Here is a 14,911-nt window from a genome sequence, read left to right as displayed (position 1 = left end):
GCCGGCACCACACCAACCCCGCCTCAGCGGAGGGCGGCCCCCGGGGCCAGGTGGAACCGGGACGCGTCCGGCAGCGGGCGGCGCTCGTCGGGCGGGAGCATGTCCCGGCGCTCGAACCACGCGGTCAGCCGGGCCTTCGCCTGTTCGTCCCGTTCCCGGGACCGGTCCTCGCCGCCACCGGAGGCGGTCGTGCCGTGGCCTACGGTCCGGGCCTCGGCGGGCGAGATCTCGCGGAGCAGCACCCGGATCGGCCCTTCGTCGTCGGGCGGCGGGCTGAGCGCCAGGACCGAGAAGGCGGTTCCCGGCGGGAACACCACCTCGGGCTCGTCGTCCGGACCGGCGAACACCGACGTACGGCGGCCGGTGGTGGACCAGATCCCGAACTCGACGGAGCCCTCCAGGTCCGCGTCGCACGCCGGAACGGCGGCCACCGGAGCGGGCTCCACGAGCAGGGAGCCGGGCATGTACCGGTCCAGCGGGACCTCTTCGGCCGGGGCCGCCAGCATGACGGCCCCGTAGTGGCCGGGCAGGCGGCGCAGGCCGGAGCCGAGGCAGCGCAGCAACGGGGTGAAGGGCCCGGGCTCCGCGGCCCGGGCGGCCGCGACCAGGTCGGCACGGCAGGCCGGTTCGGGGGTGTCTGCCTGGTAGAGCGCGATGGCGACCATGTCCGGCTTGAGGTCGTCCTGCTGGGTGGAGCGGAGGGCGGGCAGCCGGGTGGCGAGCAGCTCGGTCTTGCTGGCGAGCAGGTGGTAGCGCTGGCCGAGGAGTTCCTTGAGGGCGGCCCGGTCCTCGGGCCCGCTCTGCCCGGCCGGTCCGGGGACGGACGCGGTCGGCACGTGTGTGGCGGGGCCAGGCCCGGCCGGGGCGGACGCGGTCGGGCCAGGCGCGGCCGGGCCGGACGCGGTCGGGCCGGACGCCGCCGGGACAGGCGCGGCCGGGCCGGACGCGGTCGGGCCGGACGCGGTCGGGGCAGGCGCGGGCGGGCCGGGGGTGGCTTCCGTGGGGGCGGCGGACGGGGACGGCTCGGGCTGCGGCGGCGGCGCCGGTGCGGCCCGCTCCGGGGCCGTCGGACGCGGCGAGGACCCGGCCGGGGTCTGGCCGAGCAGGTCCAGGCCGTGTGCCCCGGCGAAGGCGCGCGCGTCGGCTTCGCCGGCCCGGTTGCCCTGGACCAGCAGGCCGTACGGAGCGGCCGCACCCAGGTCCGGCAGGGCGGCCAGTACGCCCGGCAGCGCGTCCCACACTTCCGGGGCGATGTCCCGATCCCGCTCCCCCACCACCAGCACCGGGCGGGCCGGGTCGCGGTGCAGCATCCTGGGCCAGGGGTTGGCCGAGCGGCCCGCCGGGCGCAGCCAGAGCCCGGCCGGCACGGTCTCCAGCACCCATCCCTCGATCCCGGGCCCGTGGACGGCCGGGGCGAGCGCGTCGAGTCCGGGCAGCCGCAGCCAGGCCGAGGGCACCACGCGCCGGTGCCCCGGCGAGGCTGTGAGCTCGACGAGCATGGGCTGCCAGGCGGCCGCGCCCCGCTCGTCGAGGAACGTGGTGGCGTGGCCGTCGGCCGTGCGCACGGGCAGACCGACGGCCGCGCGCACGTCCCGGCCCAGGCGGGCGGCCAGCGCGACGGCCATGCCGGTGAGCTCGGCCGGGCCGGCCCAAGGGGCGCTGAGCAGCAGACCGTCCCGCTCCGTGGCGGCCTCGGGTACGTGGGCCAGCAGTTCGGGGGCGGGCAGCGCCGGCCGTTGCGGGGAACCCACGCCGAGGAGGAGGTTCCCGGGCTCGACGCCGATCAGCGCCTCGACCCCCTCCGGCGCCTCCCCCAGCCAGAACCCGCCCGGGACCACCCGGCGCCCGGGTACGGGTACGGGTACGGCTACCGGCCGGGGCCCGGACCGCAACGCGGCACCGACCGGGTCGACGGCCGACCCGTGGTCGCCGCCCTGGGACTCGGCCACGACGGGTACCGGCGGGGCGGGCGGCGGCGGGGGCTCCTCCTGCCCAGTGCTCGCGTCCGGCACGACGGGCTCCGATACGGGCATCCGCGCGGCAGGACCCGCCTCCGGGGCCGCCGCTTCCGGTGCTTCCGGGGCCTCCACGCCCGGCACCACCTCCGGCGGCCAGGCCGGGCCCAGGGGGCGCGAGGCGACGCCCGGTTCGGTCAGCCACCAGGTGCCCGGCTCGGCGACCCGGAGGGAGCCGTCCGGGTCGACGGTGACCATGCCGTCGGGGGCGATCACCGGGAACCGGGCCGCTGCCGCCACCGCTTCGACGGGGCGGCGGCCGTCCGGGCCGGCCGCGGCGAGGCCGGACGCGGCCAGCACCAGACGGGCCGCGCCGCGAACCTCCGCGAGGTCGACGAGTTCCGGCAGGGCGCGGCGCAGCACCGGCGCCGCGTCCGGCGCCGCGGCCAGGACCAGCACGGCGTCGGGGAGCGGAGCCAGCCCGCCGAGGGCGTCCGTCAGCGCGGCTTCGGCCTCCTGCGGGGCGATGACCAGGTGCGGTCCGACGGGCCACAGCCTCGATCCGGCGGGCGCGGGGGTGGAGGTGAGCGGCTGGGTGGTCATCCGTCGGTTCCGATCTGCGGGTTCGTGCTGTCGGGGTCCAGCAGCGGAGTCTGCAGCTGCACGGTGCGGCGCCGGGTGATGTGCAGCGCCCGCCCGACCGGCAGCACCTTCGGCTTGGTGCTGCCGAAGAGGTAGCCCTCCGTCGGCGGGCACGACAGCAGCACGGCGGGGGTGTTGACGTCCTGGAGCTTGCGCAGGAGCTGGTCCGCCATGGCGCGGCCGGCCCCGTTCGCGGACCGGGCGACGATGACGTGCAGGCCGATCTCCACGCCCTGGGCCAGGTGGTCGAGGACCGCCGCGAAGGCGTGTGCCGACATCGCGCTGCCGACCAGGTCGTAGTCGTCCACGATCACGAACAGCTCGGGTCCGCTCCACCAGTCGCGCGCCCGCAGCCGGTCCGGGGTGATGTCGGCGGACGGCACCCGGTTGGCCAGCGCCTTCGCGGCTCCCGTGACCATCTGCCGCACCGGGTCGGCGGACACCGCGTAGCCGAGCCGGTATTCCTCGGGCACGGTCTCGTACATCTCGCGCCGGAAGTCGACCAGCATGATGCGGGCCCGGTCGGGGGTGTACGCGCGCATGATCTGCGTGGTGATGTGCTTGAGCAGGTTGGTCTTGCCGGACTCGCTGTCGCCGACGACGATCAGGTGCGGGTCCTGCGAGAAGTCGTGCCACAGCGGCTGGACGTCCTGTTCCTCGAGGCCCAGGGGGATCCGCAACGAGCCGTGCGGCTCGGGCAGTTCGGCCGCGTTCAGAACCAGCGGCAGCATCCGGACCTCGGGGGCGCGCGGGCCCGTCCAGTGGTCGGTGACGACGTCGACCAGGTCGGCGACCCCTTCGCCCAGGTCGTGCGCGGCGCCGATGCCGTCCATCCGGGGCAGCGCGCACAGGAAGTGCATCTGGTCGTCCGTCAGCCCGCGTCCCGGCACCTTGGGCACCTTGCCCGCCGCGCGCATGTTGATCACCGAGTCCACCGGGTCGCCGAGGCGCAGTTCGAACCGGGTCTGGAGCTGGTCGCGCAGCGCACCGGTGATCTCGCCCCACCGGGTGGTGCCGACGAGCAGGTGGACGCCGTAGTTGAGGCCGCGCTGGGATATCAGCGTGAGCGGCTGGACCAGGTCCATGAACTCCTGGCGCAGGGTGTTCCAGCCGTCGATGACCAGGAACACGTCTCCGTGCGGGTCGTCGGGCAGTTCCCCGGCCGCCTTCTTGCGGCGGAAGGCGGCGACGGAGTCGATGCCGAGCTCGGCGAAGTACTTCTCGCGGCGGGTGATGACCGAGTTGACCTCGGCGATGGTCCGGATGACCCGGTCGGGGTCGTGCCGTCCGGTGATCCCACCGACGTGCGGGAGGCCGCGCAGGCCCGATAGCGTGCCGCCGCCGAAGTCCAGGCAGTAGAACTGCACTTCGGCCGGGGTGTGGGTGAGCGCGAGGGCTGCCATCAGGGTGCGGATCAGCGTGGACTTGCCGGACTGCGGGGCGCCGGCGACGCCGATGTGCCCGTCGGCCCCGCCGAGGTCGGCCACCAGCAGGTCGCGCACCTGCTGGAAGGGGCGGTCGACGAGGCCGACGGGGACCTTGAGGGCGCCACGCAGCTCGCCCTCGACGGTGAACCCGTACTCGGGGTGGGGTGCGATCGGGGGCAGCAGTTCGTCCAGCGTCGGCGGCACGTCCAGGGGCGGCAGCCACACCTGGTAGGCGGGCGGTCCCGCGTCGAGGAGGCGCTGGGCGGCGATGTCGAGGAGCGAACGGGTCTCCTCCGCTTCCGGCTCCCGTTCCTCCTCGGCGGCCTCCGATGCGGCGGCCGGCAGGGTGCGGGGGGCGACGTACTCGGTGCCGAAGGCCATGACCTGGCCCTCGATCAGGGCGCGCTGGGCGGCCGGTTGCCGCTTCTGCCTGTAGGAGCCGGAGACGTAGGCGGCCTTGAACCGGGTGAGGGTGGAGATGTCGCTGCGCAGGTAGCCGTTGCCGGGCTGGGAGGGCAGCTGGTAGGCGTCGGGGACGCCCAGGACGCCCCGGGATTCCATCGCGGAGAAGGTGCGCAGGCCGATCCGGTAGGAGAGGTGGGATTCGAGCTGGTGGACGCGGCCCTCGTCGAGGCGCTGGGAGGCGAGCAGGAGGTGGACGCCGAGGGAGCGGCCGAGGCGGCCGATCATGACGAAGAGGTCCATGAAGTCGCGGTGGGCGGCGAGCAGTTCGGAGAACTCGTCGACGACGACGAAGAGGGTGGGCAGGGGGTCGAGCGGGGTGCCCGCGGCGCGGGCGGTCTCGTACTCCAGGAGGGACGAGTAGTTTCCGGCGGAGCGCAGGAGTTCCTGTCGGCGGATCATCTCGCCGTGCAGGGCGTCGCGCATGCGGTCCACCAGCTCGGCCTCGTCGGCGAGGTTGGTGATGACCGCGGACGTGTGCGGGAGGCGGTCGAGGCCGAGGAAGGTCGCACCGCCCTTGAAGTCGACCAGGACGAAGTTGAGGATCTCCGAGGAGTGCGTCAGGGCCAGGGCCAGCACCAGCGTGCGCAGCAGCTCGGACTTGCCGGAGCCGGTGGCGCCGATCAGCATGCCGTGCGGGCCCATGCCGCCTTGGGCGGATTCCTTGAGGTCGAGGTCGATGGGGGTGCCGTCGGGGCCGAGGCCGAGCGGGACCCGCAGCTTGTTCGCCTGGTTGCGCTGCGCCCACTGCTGTTTGACGTCGAACCGGTGGAGGTCGTGGATGCCGAGCAGGGCGGTCAGGTCGAAGTCGGTGGCCAGCGGCTCGCCGGCGTCGACGCTGTCGCCCAGCCGGTACGGGGCCATGAGCGCGGCCAGCCGGGCGGCGGCGGGGTGCGACAGGGTGTCGGCGGCACCGAGGACGGTGATCTCGTCCTTGCGGTTCCGGTCGGCGCCCACCATCTCCAGGGTGCCGTCCGGTTCGGTCTCACCGGCCGCACCGGCCGCACCGGCCGAGCCGCCGGTGATCCGCAGCCGGAGGGTGACCCGGTTGTGCTTCCAGTCCAGGGTGGAGCCGATGTCGATCACGGTGGCGTTGCGGTAGCCGCCGAGGGCCGCGCGGTGCGGGGCGGCGAAGGTGGCCCCGTCCAGCACGACGACCGTGTACGGCTCGTCGCGGCTCGGGGTCGCGTCGGGCTCGTAGGGCGGCCGGGCGCCGAATTCCTCGCCCAGCAGCTGCTCCAGCTCGCCGATGGTGCCGGCGACCAGCCGCAGCGGGCCGACGCCGTCGGTCTCGCTCGGGTGCAGGGCGTGCGGCAGCCACTTGATCCACTCCCAGTGGGCGCGGCGGTCCGGCGCGGCGACGACGGCGATGCGCAGCTCGTCGGGGGCGTGGAGGGTGGCCAGTTCGGCGAGGACGGCGCGGGCCAGGGCGCGGACCTGCTCCTCGTCATGGGCCTGCGGCTCCGTCCCGGATTCCGCCGAGCCGGCACGGATCAGGACCTGCGCGAAGCCGCGCAGGTGGATGGCGACGGGCTGCCCGGCGACGGTCGCGTACGCGTGGATGAAGCGCCGCAGGGCATGGGCGGTGAGCGGTTCGAGGTCCTCCACGGGCTTGGTGGCGAGCGGGGCGAGGCGCACCGCGAGGCGCTGCGAGCCGACGGCGATCCGTACGTCGCTGAAGTCGGGATGGGAGGCGCGCCGCTCCCAGAGCCGTGAGGTCCGCACCAGCGAGGCCAGTTCGGCGGGGGCCGGGTTGCGCCAGGCCAACGCCTCCTGCTGGCTGCGGATGTCCTTGCGCACCTGGCGCCGCATCTGGGTGAGGTAGCGCAGGTAGTCGCGCCGCTCGGCGGTGAGCTCCTGTTTGCGGTCGGAGTTGCCGCGGATGATCTGGGTGACCACCATGCCGATCGCGGAGACGGCCATGGTGCCCATGGCGACGTACGTCATGATGCCGCCGTTGGGCCGCAGGAAGATGAACACCATGGACAGCGAGGACAGCGCCATCGGCACCATGGTGATGATGTTGCCCATGCCGCTCTGCTTCTCGGGCAGTACGGGCGGTTCCTGCAGCTGGATCTCGCCGTCCGGCATCTCGGGGCCCGGCCGCCGCGGCGGGCGGTTGACTAGCACCACGCTCAACGAAAATGCTCCTCGTGCCTCGCCGGCCGACTGTGTTCGGCGGTCTCCTCGCCCAGGGGGAACGGGTGGACGGCGGGGGGCGGTTCAACCCGTCACCGGGGCGGCCGGTGAACCGCGGGGTCCGGGCGCACGTTGAGTTCGCAGACGGAGCGCAAGCGGTTGAACGGTGAACAGTGAGAGAGTGTGTGCATCTACGGGTGGTCACCGGGCCATCGCGCCGGCCGGTCGCCACGGCGGACGAGACGGAGCACGCGGTGCCGGGGCGGTGGCCGGGGCGGCGTCGGCGGTGGGAGACGGGTGTACGAGGACGGATACGGGGATGAGGACGCGGCGGCGGACGAGGTCCGCTCGCTGCTGCGCTCCTGGCTGCGGGACACGGTCCCCGCGGAGGCGGATACGGATCCGGATTCTCCGGCCGCCGGGACCGGCCTGGACGTGCCGGAGGCCACCGCCGCCCAGGTGACCGATGCGGTGACCCGGCTCCTGGGGCTGTCCGCGGCGCCCTCGCCCTCCGACGAGCTGTGCCTGCTCGCACGCGTACTGGTGGTCGAGGAACACCCCTCCTCGGCCGGGTGGACCGAGGACGAGCAGGAGGCCGTGACCCGCTGGATCGCCGTACTGATCGGACGGCGCGGTGACGAGGGCGTCGAGGCCCTCCTGAGTGAACTGCGCCGGGGCCGCTGAACCCACGGCCGGGACCCGCCCGTTCATCTGGCCGCTGAGGGCGCCTCGCCCCGGACGGACAGCGGGAAGGACACGCGGGCAGTGAGCGGTAGCGCGGTGGCGGGACTGTGCCGGTTGAGATTCCACGGGCCGGACAAGGTGGTGGAGCTCTCCGTACCGGGCGACGTACCACTGGCGGACCTGTTGCCGACCATCATCGGCTACGCCGGGGACGACCTCGACGAGGAGGCCGTCGAGGCGGGCGGCTGGGTGCTCCAGCGGCTGGGCGAGGAGCCCCTGGACGACGAGCGGTCGGCGGAGGCCCTGGGACTGCGGGACGGCGACCAGCTGTTCCTGCGGCTGCGCCGCGAAACGCTGCCCACGGTCCACTTCGACGACCTCATCGACGGGGTGGCGGCCGGCCTGGAGCAGCGCGGCGACTCGTGGCGCCCCGCGCTCACCCACCATGTGGCGCTCGGCCTCGCGCTCGCCGCGCTGGCGGGCGGACTCGCCCTGCTGGCCCTGTCCGGCGACATCGGGCCGCTGCGCGGGGTCACGGCCGGCGTGATCGGCGGACTGCTGCTGCTGGGCGCGGCCAGCGCCGCCCGGGCGGTGGGTGACGCCGGGGCCGGTACGGCGCTCGGCGCGGCGGCGGTGCCCTACCTCGCCCTGGCCGGTGCGCTGCTGCCCACGGGCAGCGGTGACGCGACGCCCGCCCGGCTGCTGGCCGGGAGCTCGGCGGCGGCCGGCGCGGCGGTCCTCGCACTGTCGGCCGTGGCCTGTTCGGCTCCGCTCTTCCTCGGGCTGCTGATCACGGCGGTGACCGGCGCCGTGGCCGGGGCCATCACGCTGGCGGGGCTCACGGCCGTGGAGACGGCCGCGGTGCTCGCCGTGCTGGTCGTGGCGTTCGGCGCGTTCCTGCCCGGGTTCGCCTTCCGGCTGTCCGGACTGAAGCTCCCGGCGCTGCCGCGTACCGCCGACGAGCTCCAGGAGGACATCGAGCCGTACCCGGCGCAGGACGTACTGGACCGCAGCGCCGTGGCCGACGGCTACCTGACCGCCTTCCACGTGGTGACCGGCGCACTCTGCACCGGCTGCCTCACCCTGGTCGGCACGGCCTCCGGCGGGGTCCCCGCCGCCATGGCAGCCGCCCTGTCCCTGCTGCTGATCCTGCACGCGCGCGAGGTGGGCTCCATGTGGCAGCGGCTGGCCCTGGTCCTGCCCGGTGCCTACGGTCTGGCCCTGCTGACCGAGCAGTGGGCGGTCACGCTCGACGCCGGCGGCCGCCTGGGGCTGCTGGCCGGGCTGACGGCCGTGGCCTCGGCACTCGCCATCGCCTCGTGGACCGTGCCGGGGCGGCGGATGCTGCCGTACTGGGGCCGGGCCGGCGACCTGCTGCACAGCGCGCTGGCGCTGAGCCTGCTCCCGCTCGCGCTGGCCGTGGCCGGTGTCTTCGCCTGGGTGCGCGGGCTCAGCGGCTGACCGGCGGCGCGCCGGAGCGCGCACCCGACCGGAGCGGCCGTGCCACGGCCCTGACAGGACGTCACTTGCGGAGGAGTTCACATGCAGTCCAGGCGCGACCAGGTACAGGCGCACCTGTTCGTGATGAGCAGGCTCGGGGCCGGCATGCTGCGCGGCGAACCCGACGCACCGGACCTCCCGACCCGGCGGACCACCCGCGGGGTCCGCACCGGGCTGTTCATCGCCATGGTGATCGCCCTGGTCATGGGCCTCTACGGGGCCATCAAGCCGGGCGGCGCGACCGGTTGGGCCAAGCCCGGCACCCTGGTCGTGGTGAAGGAGACGGGCGCGCGCTACCTGTTCATCGGCGGGGAGCTGCGCCCGGTGCTCAACCAGGCCAGCGCCCGGCTGGTGGCCGGGGAGAAGATGACCGTCTCCCAGGTCGGCCTGAACTCGCTCAAGGCGGCGCCCCGGGGCGGACCGGTCGGGATCGTCGGCGCGCCGGACGGCCTGCCCGCCAAGTCCCGTCTGACCGACGGGTCCTGGCTGGTCTGCGGGCTGCCCGGCCGCGGCGCGTCCGGGCAGGCCGCGCCGCTGCTCTCGGTGGCCGTCGGGAGCGGCTCGCAGGGCCAGGCCCTGTCGCCCGGGCAGGGCCTGCTGGTGGGCACCGCGGACGGTGCCCGGTATGTGCTGTGGCAGGGCAGACGGCTGCGGCTCGACGTCGCCGCGGGCGCCGGAACGGCGCTGGGCTACGGCTCCACCGCCCCGTTCGCGGTGCCGCCGGCCTTCCTCAACTCCCTGCCCGCCGGGCCCGATCTGGCACCGCCGGAGATCTCCGGGCGCGGTTCGGCCGGGCCCGCGCTGGCCGGGCAGCCGACCCGGATCGGCCAGTTGTTCACCGGCCCGGCCGGAGAGCCGTACGTCCTGGCCCAGCAGGGTCTGGCACCGCTGGACCAGACCCTCTTCGAGCTGCTGCGCGGGGACCCCCGCACCCAGCGGGAGGCGTACGCGGGAGCGCCTGCGGTCGCCGTGGTGGTGGGCGCGGCCGATCTGGCCGCCCATGCGGCGCCGGCCGGGACCCTGCCCGGTTCCGGGCTGCCCGGGGCGCCGCCGAAGCTGGTGGCTCCGGTGGCGGGGCAGAGCGTGTGCGCGGCGGTGCAGCCCTCGGCGGGCGGGCCCCGCACGCTGGTGACCGTGGTCGAGGCGGCGGCGGTCGCGGGACTGCCGCCCGCGCCCCAGCCGGGCGTGGCGCTCGGCTGCGGTACGGCCGACCGGATCTCCGTACGGCCCGGCGGCGGGGCGCTGGTGCGGGCCCTGTCCGGAGCGGGCGCGGGCGGAGCGACGTACCTGGTGGCGGACAACGGCGTGAAGTACGCGGTGCCTTCGCCGGAGGCGGTGAAGACCCTGGGCTACGGCGGCGCCGGGGTGGCGGGCGTGCCCTCCGGCCTCCTGGCCCTGCTGCCGTCCGGGCCCGCACTGGACCCGGCGGCGCTGGCCTCGGCCGGCCTGGTGGAACCCGTCCCCGGATCCGGGGACGCACCGTGCCCGGGCGCCGTTCCCCGTGGCTGACCGGCTCCCGCGAGCGCTGCTCCGGCAGTGAACCCTGCGCCCGTGCCGCCCCGTTCACCCTGCCGGGAACCCCACGCCACACACGATCCGACCAAGGAGATCAGGTGCCCGAAAACCCCGGTGACAACCTCAAAGTCTCGTCAGCGGTACTCACCCAGACCCTCAACGAACTGGAGGGGCACCTCCAGACGATGGAGCGTGCCTACACGGATTCCGAGGACATCGCGGGCCAGGTCTCGCAGAGCATGGTGTCGACGGCCGGCACCAAGTTCATCGCCAAGATCGAGAACTGGCAGCGCGGCTACCGCTCGGTGATGGCCGAGTACAAGGACCTCCTCGAAGCCGTCGGCGTCACCAGCAGGGTCATGACGGACACCGCCGGCGAAGCGGACTCGAACATGGACCTCTGGACCGGCGACGTCTACGACATTCTCGGCAAGTAGGCCCCGGCCGGCGCTCGTACGCCGCCGTCTTCGGCAGTCCCTCCCCACTGACGTAAGGAATCGCCATGAGCGAAATGGACATGGACATCAAGCACGGAGCGCTCCAGGACGCCAACGACCGGATGAAGCAGGTCGCCGCGACCATGAACAGCGCCCTCGACACCATCGTCCAGCGCCTCGACGCCATCAGGACCGAGTTCACCGGTGAGGCCGCCAAGGAGTTCGCCGAGTTCAAGCAGGCGGTCAACAACCTGGACGCGAGCCTGTCCTCCCAGTTCGACAAGGGGGCCGACCTCCTGGCCGACGCCCACAGCATCATCCGCAACGGCGACCGCAAGAGCGCCTACCTGTTCCAGCGCTGATCCGCGCACCCGGACCCGGCCCGACGGCGCTCGCGCGCGGGCCGGGTTTCCCGTACCGGGGGTGAACCGGGCGGCGCGGGGGCCCCGTTCTTCCTGCCGGACACGCACGGCCCACCCGAAGGCAGGAGAGCGCGCATGGCGGCCAAGCCCCCCAACGAAGACTCGGACGACGAGGGCGACAACGGCTCGTTCAAGATCACCGAACAGGTCCTGCTGGACTTCGCGGACAAGTTCGAGACCCTCCTCAAGGACCTCGGCGAGGACCCGGCCGTGGCGGGCCTGACCCAGTGGGCGCAGGGGAACGGCATCGGCGACGACGGCAAGATCCTTCCGGGCAACACGGGTCAGCTGCAGAGCGCCAAGGAGGTGCAGGAGGAGTTCAAGGCGATGTGCGCCCAAGTGGTCAGCGGACTCAACGTGTTCCGCGGCGTCGCCGACAGCGGCTTCCTCACCCTGAAGACCATCAAGCTCATCCTCGACAACACCGCCGACGACGCCGTCAGCGTCACCGAGATGTGGGAGATCCTCAACTCGATCCAGCAGGGCGCCAAGACGCAGAGCCCCGGACCCTCGACTCCCTCCAAGTAGACGAGACACCCCCCAGCCCCACGGACAGGAGTTCCGCGCGATCATGCCGGTGAGCAAGAACTGGGAAGAAGCCCTCAAGGTCTTCATGGCCGACACTGGTTCGCTGGCGGACCGCAATTCGGTGGCGGGCCCCGGTTCCGCCAGATGGACCACGACCGACGGCGTCCGCATCCTCAAGGACATCAATCCGAACCAGGACTGGTCCAAGACGTTCGACGTGTTCTGGACAGGTGTCGCGACGCTGCAGGACGCGAACGGCCAGAACGTCGTCAGCCCCGTCCACTTCGTGGCGGGTTTCAACATCGACAAGAAGAACGTGTTCGACAGCCCCACTTCCAAGTGGAACCTGTGGTTCAGCGACCCGAAGAAGATCCTGGCGCCCCTGGTGGGTTCGCCCTTCAAGAACGAAGTCACCAACCCCCTCTCGTTCGAGCACGCGGCGGCCCAGGTCACGAGCATCGTCGGCTGGTTCGACGAGTGGCTGCCGACCATCAAGAAGTGGGGCGACGCCGTCGACTCCGGCGGCGACGAGTGGAAGGGCAGCGCGGCCGGCGCGTTCAAGAAGTTCCTGAACGTGATCCACGTGGAGATGAGCAAGGTCAGGCTCGACATCACGGCCCCGAGCGACTACGCGGCGTTGATCACGACGGCCAAGGACCAGCTCAAGGCATCCGTCACGGGCATGAACACGGCCCTCGGCGAGTGGTACGTGACGCGGAACGCCAACGGGCTGAACGTGCTGCACGACGCGTTCTGGAAAGTCATGTCCAAAGCGGAGCTCCAGGTCACCTGGAAGCCCTACTCGTACGGCGACACGTACGGCTACGAACCGGACACCTTCAAGATCGTCGACAACGACAAGTCGGACATCAGCCATGCCTACTGGCTCGACGGGGTCGAGAGCGCCGCGAAGACGCTCTGGCTCGCGAACCTGGAGAAGCTGGACACGGCCGCGAAGAACCACCTCGGCCCGCTGGACGCGGCGTACTCCAAGCTCGCGGGCGCGCTCAAGGAGGGCGTCTACCAGCCCAACATCAGCATGCCCGGAGGCGGCACGGGTCCGACCCCGCCCCCCAACCCCCAGAACAACCCGCTCAACCAGGGCGGCAAGAACCCCCCCGACGGGAAGGGCGGGGCCGGCGGCCCCGGCGGGCCGAAGAAGCCCCCCGAGCTCAAGCCGGGCGGGGGCCCCGGCCCGGGCAACAAGCCTCCGGGCGGCCCTCCCGGCAGCCTCAAGCCCGGCAGCGGTTCCGGGACGGGCGCGGGCGTGCCGTTGCTCGACAAGAACGGCAAGCCGGTCCTCGGACCCGACGGCAAGCCGGTGCTGGTGCCGCCGGGGTCCCGCATCGGCAAGGACGGCAAGGTCTACGACCCGAAGGGCAATCCGGTCCTGGGCCCGGGCGGCAAGCCCGTCATCGCACCGCCCGGCGCCAAGGTGGGCCAGGCGCCTCCGGGCGGGCCGCCCCAGGGCCCGCTGACGCCGGGCAGCAGCCCGTACGACCAGATCCGGCTCCCCGAAGGGGCGAAGATCCTGGAGAACGGCACCGTCGTCGACGCCAACGGCAAGCCGCTGCTCGACTCCAACGGCAACCCCTACACACTGCCCGAGGGGGCCACCCTCAAGGACGGCATCGTCGTGGGTGCCGACGGCAAGCCGATCAGCCGTACGCACCAGCTGCTGACGAACGCCGAACACGCCCTCAACTCGCGTCCGATCCCCAAGCCCAACACCCAGTCCGGCGGCCTCCCCTCCTTCGAGTTCAAGAGCGGCGGCACCTCGGGGAGCGGCAGCGGCAGGCTCCCGGGCCTGGACGGTCTCGGCTCCGGTCTCGGGTCCGGTGGTGGCGCCGGCGGCCTCGTCGGCGGCCCACAGCCCAAGGGCACCGCGGCGACCGTCGGCGGTATGACCGGGATCGGTGAGTGGGGGACCCAGAGGGGCGCTTCCGTGGCGGGCAATCCGGCCGCGGCCGCGGCCAATGCCGCCGCCCAGCAGCAGCGGGACGCCCTTCAGGGCCAGTCGCCGCCGCAGTCTCCGATGATGCCGCCGATGAGCCCCGGCGCGGGCGCCGCCGGGGGGCAGCCGAACCAGGGCAAGGACCGGCAGCGCACCACCTGGCTGACCGAGGACGAAGAGGTCTGGGGCACGGACACCGGCTCGGTCAGCGGAGTCATCGGCCGCTGATCCGCCCCCGGCCGTCCCGGACACCACCGCACCGATCCGCCAACCACTCCACCAGCCACTCCACCAGCCATCCGAAAGGCGACCGATGAGCATCGACTTCGAGGGCAAGATCAAGGACGCGATGTCGGCGCTGCACGAGCATCGGGACAGGATGCTCGCGGCCAAACGCGACCTCGACTCGGCGACGGCCTCCGCCACGTCCAAGGACCGCATGGTGTCGGTCACCGTCGGCCCCCAGGGCCAGGTCGTCTCGATGGCCTTCCACACCAAGGCGTACCAGGCGATGGCACCGGCCGAACTGTCCGCCGCGCTGGTCACCGTGCTCAACGACGCCCGGGCCACGATGGGCGCCGAGGTGATCGAGCGGATCAAGGGCTTCGACAACTTCGGCGAGCACCTGCGCATGGTCACCGGCCTGACCGGGATGCCCGACGACCTGGACGAGCTGATGAAGCCGCTGCGCGCGATGGGCTCCTCGTTCGGCCTGGAAGAGGCGAGCGAGGAGGCGAGGGCCGCCAAGCAGGAGGAGTTCGCAGCCGAGGAGGAGGCCGCGCGCGCGAGGTCGGAACACCACAAGAAGCAGGAGGAGTTCGCGGCCGAGTCGGAGAGCCGGATCCCCACCGGGAAGCAGGAGGTCTTCAATGGCTGAGGACGGGGACCTCAAGGTACTGAGCGATCTCAAGGACAAGTTCGCCTACTACGACGACTATCAGCGGTGCCTGACCGACCTCAACCTGAAGATCGTCGAGATCAACCGGATCAACAAGGAGTCGGCCGGCCAGGACGAGATCGGCCAGGTCTACCACCAGCAGGTCGACAAGCCCACCGAGAACCTGACCGAGACCGTCGCGTACATCAGGAAGAAGCTGGGCACCGTGGTGAGCGCCGGCAACGACACCGCCGACACGATGAACAACGCGGACGACGAGGCCGGGCAGCACGTGGAGACCTTCTGAACCGTGCGGGTGGCCGTCTCCGTTCCACCGGGCACAGCCACCCGCCCGACCGGAGGACCACC

At 73.0% G+C, this 14,911-nt stretch carries 11 protein-coding genes; 9 read left to right on the top strand and 2 right to left on the bottom strand.

Annotated elements, in window-relative coordinates:
• Positions 1–23: 23 nt before the first annotated feature.
• Positions 24–2,558, bottom strand: coding sequence for a hypothetical protein (locus tag AB0M99_RS23505; protein WP_365923445.1), 2,535 nt, complete (start codon positions 2,556–2,558; stop codon positions 24–26).
• Positions 2,555–6,577: a type VII secretion protein EccCa gene (eccCa, locus tag AB0M99_RS23500; RefSeq protein ID WP_365923487.1), complete on the bottom strand. Its 4,023-nt coding sequence runs from the start codon at positions 6,575–6,577 to the stop codon at positions 2,555–2,557. The genes AB0M99_RS23505 and eccCa overlap by 4 nt, the downstream gene beginning before the upstream one ends.
• A gap of 345 nt (positions 6,578–6,922) precedes the next feature.
• Here eccCa and AB0M99_RS23495 point away from each other — a divergent pair, with 345 nt between their 5' ends.
• The 9 genes from AB0M99_RS23495 to AB0M99_RS23455 all read left to right on the top strand — a co-directional run bounded on the left by AB0M99_RS23495 (position 6,923) and on the right by AB0M99_RS23455 (position 14,849).
• Positions 6,923–7,309, top strand: coding sequence for a hypothetical protein (locus tag AB0M99_RS23495; RefSeq protein WP_365923443.1), 387 nt, complete (start codon positions 6,923–6,925; stop codon positions 7,307–7,309).
• A gap of 81 nt (positions 7,310–7,390) precedes the next feature.
• Positions 7,391–8,770, top strand: a complete 1,380-nt coding sequence (gene eccD / locus AB0M99_RS23490) for a type VII secretion integral membrane protein EccD (protein ID WP_365923441.1) — start codon at positions 7,391–7,393, stop codon at positions 8,768–8,770.
• An 81-nt stretch (positions 8,771–8,851) separates the two neighbouring features.
• On the top strand, positions 8,852–10,318 hold the full coding sequence (gene eccB / locus AB0M99_RS23485; protein ID WP_365923440.1) for a type VII secretion protein EccB: 1,467 nt from the start codon (positions 8,852–8,854) through the stop codon (positions 10,316–10,318).
• Between the two features lie 104 nt (positions 10,319–10,422).
• On the top strand, positions 10,423–10,761 hold the full coding sequence (locus AB0M99_RS23480) for a hypothetical protein (RefSeq protein ID WP_365923438.1): 339 nt from the start codon (positions 10,423–10,425) through the stop codon (positions 10,759–10,761).
• Positions 10,762–10,826: 65 nt separating this feature from the next.
• Positions 10,827–11,123: a hypothetical protein gene (locus AB0M99_RS23475; protein ID WP_365923436.1), complete on the top strand. Its 297-nt coding sequence runs from the start codon at positions 10,827–10,829 to the stop codon at positions 11,121–11,123.
• A 135-nt stretch (positions 11,124–11,258) separates the two neighbouring features.
• Positions 11,259–11,711: a hypothetical protein gene (locus tag AB0M99_RS23470; protein ID WP_365923434.1), complete on the top strand. Its 453-nt coding sequence runs from the start codon at positions 11,259–11,261 to the stop codon at positions 11,709–11,711.
• Between the two features lie 43 nt (positions 11,712–11,754).
• Entirely contained in the window at positions 11,755–13,893 is a 2,139-nt protein-coding gene (locus AB0M99_RS23465; protein WP_365923432.1) for a hypothetical protein, read from the top strand.
• A gap of 85 nt (positions 13,894–13,978) precedes the next feature.
• The gene (locus AB0M99_RS23460; protein WP_365923430.1) at positions 13,979–14,542 is read left to right on the top strand and encodes a YbaB/EbfC family nucleoid-associated protein; all 564 of its coding nucleotides are present in this window, start codon (positions 13,979–13,981) and stop codon (positions 14,540–14,542) included.
• Positions 14,535–14,849, top strand: coding sequence for a hypothetical protein (locus AB0M99_RS23455; protein ID WP_365923428.1), 315 nt, complete (start codon positions 14,535–14,537; stop codon positions 14,847–14,849). Before AB0M99_RS23460 ends, AB0M99_RS23455 begins: the two co-directional genes overlap by 8 nt.
• The last annotated feature ends 62 nt before the right edge of the window (positions 14,850–14,911 follow it).

Origin of the sequence: Streptomyces sp. NPDC051183 (assembly GCF_040682455.1) — a bacterium.
In the GTDB taxonomy this organism is placed as follows: domain Bacteria; phylum Actinomycetota; class Actinomycetes; order Streptomycetales; family Streptomycetaceae; genus Streptomyces.
Note: the sequence above shows the minus strand (reverse complement) of the source record. Positions and strands in the feature narration are given on the sequence as shown.